Below are 7,411 nucleotides of genomic sequence, written 5' to 3'. Positions count from 1 at the left end.
GATCTACACTCTTTCCCTACACGACGCTCTTCCGATCTTGACGAGCTGGAAAACCTGCAGGAGCAGTACGATGCGCTTGCGGAGGCCGGTGAGGCTGATACGGTGGAGGCATACCATCTGAAGAACCAGATAGATGAACTATCGGAAGCATTCGAGAATAATAAGCAGACCATCGGGGACTTGATTGCATACAATGAGCAGCTCAAGACCACGCTGGATGAAATAGCGAACACCTATGATGAGGCTGTGGATTCGATAGGCCAGAGTGAATCGGATTCCAAATCGCTGATTGCGCAGCTGGCGGCAATGGCGGAAGGTGCGGATCTGTCGGGCGGCCAGATGGAAATTATGCAGAATATAGTGGATCGGCTGAACGACTCCTATGAGGGTCTGAATCTGACGCTTGACGAAACCAACGGAAAGCTGAACATGTCCGTGGAAGATCTGTGGGCCGTTGTTTCGGAATCAGCGGAGCAGGAGAGGGCGCAGGCCAATATGGATGCGCTTATGGATTATCTTGCACAGTACCAGGAAGCGCAACAGGCATATGATGAGGCCATGAAGACACAGGTGGCCGCCAAGGCAGAATATGAGCGTGCCCTGGAGGAGGACTGGGCCGAGGAGCATCCATTTTTGGCATGGACCGGCTGGGCCGATGGTGCTGAAATGAACTGGAGCGGTTCGGTAAAGGATGCTTACCATGTATGGAATCAGGCAAAGGAGGCGACAAGTGGAGCCAAAGAGAACTTTGACACTTTGACGGAAAGTATTGAAGCCTGCTATGCACAGATGGGATATTCCGAGGATGAAATAGAGGAAATGATGGCAGAGTTCGCTTTGGCCAGTGCTTCCGCCGCAGAGATGGCCGAAAAACTTGAACAGGAGAAAGAAGCTGTCGAAAACACATCCGATGGATACACGGAAGCGCAGAATGCCTTGAGCCAGTATTCGGAGGCGCTACAGTCTCTTTGTGAGGAATATGATGCCGCATACGAGGCGGCGCTGCAGAGCATCCAGGGACAATATAGCCTATGGGACGAGGTGGAGGACGTGGCCTCCATGTCCTCCCAGAGCATCAAGGATGCCCTCCAATCGCAGATCGATTACTGGAATTCCTACAATGAGAACATGGCCGGCCTTACCGAAAGGGCAAGCGACATTGAAGGGCTGAGCGATATGCTGGCCAGCCTGACAGACGGAAGCGAGGAATCTGCCGCAATGCTGGCCGGTATGGAGAGCATGAACGATGCAGACCTGTCCGCTGTGGTCCAGCAGTACAATGACCTGCAGACGGCCCAGAGCGAAACAGCAGCAAGCGTGGCAGACCTGGAGACGGAATTCTCTGAAAAGCTGGAGAACATGCAGACAGAGATGGAAGATATGGTTGACGGCATGGATCTGTCTGTTGAAGCCAAGGCAAATGCAAAGGCTACTATGGATGCCTATGTAAGCGAGATTCAGGCCGGTGTGGCAAAGGCGCAGAGAGCCATCGATTCCCTAGGCTTCGCTAATGGCAACCTGAGCGGCGGAGGATACCATGGATATGCCACAGGAACCTTGGACGCTGAACCTGGCCTTGCGCTTGTGGGCGAGGAGGGGCCGGAGCTCGTCAACTTTAGCGGCGGTGAAGTGGTCTATACCGCAGGCGAGACAGCAGATATCCTGGCGCGGGGGAATGGGAACAAAGAATTTTACGTTTCCCATCCAGAGGAAGCCGAAAGCGGCAACGACTCCCAGGACAAGATCATCACCCTTAAGATTGAAGGGGCCGGTGAGATGAAGTTTGGGGGCAGCGGTGTCAGCAAGGAAGACATAGTAGACATGATTGTGGAAAATGCGAAAGGAGCCATCATGAATATCCTTCAGCAGGAAATCATGGAAGAGGGGGAAGGGGCATATGAGTTCTAGTTGCCAGATGTATCTTGCACAGCAGAATACCAGGTTCCGGTTCCCTGTCCTTCCGGAAAAGGTCGTCGTTTCCTATGGAAGCGATAATGATAGGGTGAAGGTATGCGGAGTCGGAGAGGTGACCGTGATTCAGGACAGCGATGCCGCGGTCATCTCGTTCTCCAGGTTCTTTCCGGAGCATTATTTTAGTGGATGTGATTATGAGAACATCCCGAATCCGCTTGATGCCGTCAACACGATACTTGCGCTGAAGAACAGCAAGCGGCCTGTGCGGTTCACGATTACTGGCGGGATGAACATATCTATGTACGTCACCATTGAAAGGTTTGAGACAGAGGAGCAGGGGGGAGACCCCGGAACAATCCATTACGCCATCACCTTAAAGGAATACAGGGAAGTGTCGGTGCGCCAGGTCAAGGTACAGGTCTCCGCGAAAAAGGCGACTATCTCAGCGCCTGTATCCAGGACTGATACGGCACCATCCGGTGGGCAGACATACACGGTCGTGAAAGGGGACTGCTTGTGGAACATTTCTAAGAAATTTTATGGAAGCGGAGCCAAATATACGATTATCTATGATGCCAATAAATCAGTAATCGGTGGGAACCCAAATCTCATTTACCCCAAGCAGGTTCTTACCATTCCGGCAGCATAGGGGGTGCTTATGATACAGTTTATAATTATCAAAGGCACTGTAGGCTACGATGTCTCGGAGTGCTTTGAAACGATTACCTGGGGCGGCAGGAAAGGCGCCGCTCCGAGGAATGTCAAGATTACGCTGCTGGATGATGATGGGGACAGCCACAAACGGGTATCAGTGGACTGCGAGGATGGGGATCAGTGCGTGATGTATGAGGATGGAGCCGAGCTGTTCCGGGGCATCATCGTGTCCCATACGCAGAGCAATAAGAAAAAGCTTGTGCTGGCTGCCTATGACAACATGTATTACCTGGCGAACAACAAGGACTCTTTCTGCTATACCAATAAGACCGCAACGGAAATCTTCAACGACTGCATGGCGCGGATTGGGATGACAGGGGGCGGCGCTGTGGATACAGCATATGTCATTCCGGAGCTGCCGAAAGCGAAGACGACATACTATGATGTCCTGCTGGATGCCTTGAGCATCACATATAAGGCGACGGGCATCCGTCACTATATATCCTCAGAGAAAGGGGACATCCATCTGAAGCGGAGGGCTGAATCCGCGCTGCAGTGGGTGCTGGAAGTCGGGGCGAACATTACGGATTATAGCTATACGAAAAGCATCGTTGGAATAAAGACCAGGGTGAGGCTTTTGTCCAAAGAGGATGCGGTAGTCTACGAGGAAGTGAATACGGCCTTAGAGGGAAAGATAGGGGCATTCATGGAGGTGAAATCCGTGGACGACACCTATAATGACGCACAGATCAAGGAACTGGTGCAGTCGGTGTTTGCCGAAAAAGGCATGCCGACAAAATCCCTGAAGGTATCAGGCATTGGGATTTCGGAGGCCGTGTCTGGAGGCTGTGTGTATGTGATAATCCCCCATCTGGGGATTAAAAGGACATTTTATATTGACGAGGATGTCCATACGTTCACGAGGAATTCGCACAAAATGACGTTGAAGCTGAATTTTGCAGATGACATCGATTCTGCCGGATAGGAGGAGCCATGGAAGACCAGACAAGCTTAAAGCAGCTGATACAGAGCCTTATGCCGGATGGCCCGGGGGTGGTCGAGGGGACAGTTACGAATGCTTCCCCGCTGGAGATAACCCTCACCAACGATGACAAGATGACGCTTTCCTCCAATTCCCTGATTGTCCCAGAACATCTGACAGACCGGGAGATAGAGGCAGATGTCATGGTGGACGGCGGAGTCTTATATGCGCCGACGGGAGCTGAGGACGAAAAGGGGGAGCATGAACATCCTGCAATCAAGAAGAGCGGAAAGCATGGACATGAACTTGAAAGCTTCCAGCTTACAGGGGGAAAGCTGATTCTCCACACAGGGCTGAAAGCGGGAGAGATAGTATATCTGCTTTCCTATAATCAAGGGAAAAAATACTATGTCCTGGACAGAAGGGGGTGATTCATACGGCGCTGGATATTCCTATTCCATTTGAAACGATTGAGAACGAGCAGGAAAAAACCTCCCGGACCTATAGGATTGATTGGGACGAGGGTAGGATCATAGGTTTTGTTGATGGGCAGGAGGCTATGAACCAGTACATCAAGAAGGCGATACTGACGCCGCGGTTCCGTTGCCTGATTTACTCTAATCAGTATGGGAGCGAAATCATGGATACATTGCTAGACAAAAACGTCACAAGGGAGTATATAGAAGCGGAGATATCCTTCCTGGTAACAGATACGCTGATTCATGATCCACGGGTGCTCCGAGTATATAATGTTGGGATTGAGTTCGGGGGCACCTATCCCATGCAGGACAGCTGTATCATTACCTTTGATGTAGACACGATATATGGAGAAATCCCGATAAAGGAGGTGGTATGAGTGTTCGACCAGTATACCGAAGACTATCTTATGAATCAGGCCAGGGAGATGGGGGATGCACTGGAGGTCGATACGAGGGAGGGAAGTTTGTATATGGATGCAGCGTCAGGTCACTGCCTCAGGACGGCAAAGTTCTATGAAGACCTCAGGTCTGTGTTTGATTTTCTGTTCGCGGATTCCTGCACAGGCGATGTGCTGGACGAATGGGCGGCGCAGAAACAGGTGTACCGTAAGGAGGCGACACCATCATATTATGTGCCGATATTTGATGGGGTGGCCCCAGCGGATTTGGTTGGAGACCGGTTCATGGCTGGCGGATATTATTTTGTGGTGGTGCAGGATGGGGAAGATTTTTATCTGCGTTCTGAGGTTGTAGGCACAAAGACGAACTATCTCCTCAAGGGAGAGAGGCTGATTCCGGTACGTAACACCATGGGGCTGAAATCCGCCGTGCTTGGAGATATGTACTCCGCCGGTACGGATCAGGAAAGGGATGAAGACTTGCGGAGACGGTGGGAGGAGGCCCTTACAGAACCTGCGGAAAACTGGAATGAGCAGCAGTATAAGAATTGCTGTGAATCGTATGATGGTGTCGGCCGTGCGATTATTGCTCCATTGGCATATGGACCATGTACCGTAAAGGCCCTTATCATCAGTTCGGAAGGCACAGTGCCTCCTGAGTCGTTGATTAAGAAGATTCAGGAGGAAATGGATCCAGGTTCTGAAGGACTGGGACGGGGAAAGGTGCTTTTGGGATCCAGGTTCTTCGCAGTGGCAGCCGGGCAGGAGGCAGTCAATATTTCGTTTGATGTGGTAATCGCCTCCGGATACTCATTGGAAAGTACAAAGGAAACTGTCCGGCAGGAATTGATTCGTTATATGAAGGGTATTGCCCTGGATACTCTTGATGAAGAGAATATGGTGGCGCAGTATATGAAGGTAATCGGTATATTGGCCAATGTGGCAGGAATTAAGGATTTGGCAAACCTTACGCTGAATGGGCTGGCTGAAAATGTAATTATTGAGGCAGATAATGTACCTGTCCTTGGAGAACTGACAATGAACGAAGCTGCCGTTTTGAAAAGATGAGGGGATGCCTATGCTTGTATTTAATAACCAGCAGCGAAGCGGGTATGAGGAAATTGCCTCCTACAGCCCCCGCTATTACAGAAGTATCAAAGAGATGGATGCGGTATTCCGGCTGGCCGGCTGGCTTATTGACCTTATGGCTCAGGATATGGAAGATATGGTGGCTTATCAGTTTCTGAAATATATGAATGATGAAGCGCTTACCCGATATGAGGCTTTTCTTCATATTGTAATGGATGAGAATAAATCAATCGATGAAAGAAAAGCCTATATTAGTGCCTTGTTAATAGGTTCAGGGAAACTGTCTGCGGACAAGATAGTTGAGATGGTGAATAAATTCAGAGGATGTGACTGTGAAGGCGTGACGTTGGAGGGTAGCACCTTACATATCAGCATAATTATGGATGAAGATTTCAATCAAGGGATTGATATCATACACGGCCTGATTAAGAGAAAGGTGCCAGCGCATATTACAACGGACATAGTTTATTACAATGCTCTATCTGGAAAAACATATTTTGGTAACATTATGGGAGAAGCAGATATCATGGAGTTAACGCAAAGGTAGGTGGGATATATGGCATGGACTGGATTTGTACTGACGGTTGATGGGCGAAATGCCCTGAATCAAGCGCAGGTATCGAACACGATGAATATCAAATCAATCGTAGTGGGGGATGGAAATGCTCCAGGAAACTTCAGTACATTGAAAGGATTGGTGCATCAGCTTTTCGAGATAACCAATTTGAAAATTGATTTGATGGATGGAAAGTGCATTTTGACAGCAGATTTTCCTAAAGTTGACTATGACTATTATTACCGAGAATTGGGAGTTATAGTGACTACAGATGACGGAGATAAGCTGTATGTATATGATAACTGTGGTGATGACGCACAGCATATTGTCTGTTCTACCGGAGTGGAGTCCACACAGAAAAGAATACGGATATCGCTTTATATAACTGATGTGGCGGATATTACCGTATCCAATCCCAGCATATTATATGTGGGATACGATGACTATGAGCAGACGGTGGGGAGGCTGGAGGAGGCCATCGATGCCGCAAAGGAGGAGGCTGCGGGAGCCTTGGAGGCCCATGCCCAGGATACGGGCAATCCGCACAAGGTATCGAGAGAGCAGCTACAGGTTGACAAGACCGACAACACAGCTGACATAGATAAGCCGGTGTCTGCACCTCAGCAGGCGGCGCTGGATGGACTGTATGAGCAGATGGCGGCATATACGCGACAGGAGATTGCAAATCTGATAAATGGGGCCCCAAGCAACCTTGATACCCTGAAGGAGGTATCGGATGCGATTGCCGCACATAAGACCATCATGGACGCGCTGGATGCGGCGATTGGTAAGAAGGCATCTGCGGCAGAGTTTGACAGCCATACAAAGGATACTACGAAGCACATAACGCCTACCGAGAGGACAAATTGGAATGACGCAAATACCAAAAAGCATACCCATGGCAATAAATCCGTGTTGGATGGAATCACTAGTACCCTAATCAGTGGGTGGAGCGCCAAAATGGAAAAGACTGGGGACTCTGCAAATAATACTGTTACCTTTTCCAGCGGAGATGCCACAAATCCGACAGGATGGGCAGATATCGGAGTCGTGGCATCTGGGGAAAAGCACAGCAGCTTGTGGCGTAAGTTCTCGTTGGCTGTAAAGAATATCAGGTATCTTTATAACTTATTGACTAGTGGAGCGCTGAGCACGCTGCTGGGGACAAACCTGACAGCTAACCGGGCTGTGGTAGCAAACGGTAACGGCAAGCTTGCGGCTGCAGGTGTGACGGCCACAGAGTTGGGGTATCTGGCCGGAGTAAAATCGAAAGTCCAGGATCAGCTTAATGAGTTAAACACGGGCTTAGAAACCAAAATTATCAGCAAAGACACCTACA

At 49.7% G+C, this 7,411-nt stretch carries 6 protein-coding genes and 1 pseudogene; all 7 read left to right on the top strand.

Annotated elements, in window-relative coordinates; translation table 11 throughout:
- Positions 1-1,897: 1,897 nt before the first annotated feature.
- Positions 1,898-2,563 (top strand): LysM peptidoglycan-binding domain-containing protein, encoded by a 666-nt coding sequence (locus tag Q2B33_RS13940; RefSeq protein WP_300781921.1) that lies wholly within the window; start codon positions 1,898-1,900, stop codon positions 2,561-2,563.
- Positions 2,564-2,572: 9 nt separating this feature from the next.
- Positions 2,573-3,553, top strand: coding sequence for a hypothetical protein (locus tag Q2B33_RS13935; protein ID WP_300781919.1), 981 nt, complete (start codon positions 2,573-2,575; stop codon positions 3,551-3,553).
- Between the two features lie 8 nt (positions 3,554-3,561).
- The gene (locus tag Q2B33_RS13930; RefSeq protein WP_300781917.1) at positions 3,562-3,981 is read left to right on the top strand and encodes a DUF2577 family protein; all 420 of its coding nucleotides are present in this window, start codon (positions 3,562-3,564) and stop codon (positions 3,979-3,981) included.
- Positions 3,978-4,406, top strand: coding sequence for a DUF2634 domain-containing protein (locus tag Q2B33_RS13925; RefSeq protein ID WP_300781915.1), 429 nt, complete (start codon positions 3,978-3,980; stop codon positions 4,404-4,406). Before Q2B33_RS13930 ends, Q2B33_RS13925 begins: the two co-directional genes overlap by 4 nt.
- Complete coding sequence (locus tag Q2B33_RS13920) at positions 4,407-5,495, top strand: baseplate J/gp47 family protein (protein WP_300781913.1); 1,089 nt, start codon at positions 4,407-4,409, stop codon at positions 5,493-5,495. It begins immediately after the preceding gene.
- A gap of 10 nt (positions 5,496-5,505) precedes the next feature.
- Positions 5,506-6,063, top strand: coding sequence for a putative phage tail protein (locus tag Q2B33_RS13915; protein ID WP_300781911.1), 558 nt, complete (start codon positions 5,506-5,508; stop codon positions 6,061-6,063).
- A 9-nt stretch (positions 6,064-6,072) separates the two neighbouring features.
- Positions 6,073-7,411, top strand: a pseudogene (locus Q2B33_RS13910) (hypothetical protein); the annotation flags it as partial.

It is taken from the genome of uncultured Acetatifactor sp., from assembly GCF_948601915.1.
Taxonomy (GTDB): Bacteria; Bacillota; Clostridia; order Lachnospirales; family Lachnospiraceae; genus Acetatifactor.
This window is presented reverse-complemented; position numbering and strand designations above follow the sequence as displayed.

Excerpts from the sequence above, each read along its gene's own strand:
- Q2B33_RS13940 (WP_300781921.1), top strand. The coding sequence starts at position 1,898 with ATGAGTTCTAGTTGCCAGATGTATCTTGCACAGCAGAATACCAGGTTC.
- Q2B33_RS13935 (WP_300781919.1), top strand. The coding sequence starts at position 2,573 with ATGATACAGTTTATAATTATCAAAGGCACTGTAGGCTACGATGTCTCG.
- Q2B33_RS13930 (WP_300781917.1), top strand. The coding sequence starts at position 3,562 with ATGGAAGACCAGACAAGCTTAAAGCAGCTGATACAGAGCCTTATGCCG.
- Q2B33_RS13915 (WP_300781911.1), top strand. The coding sequence starts at position 5,506 with ATGCTTGTATTTAATAACCAGCAGCGAAGCGGGTATGAGGAAATTGCC.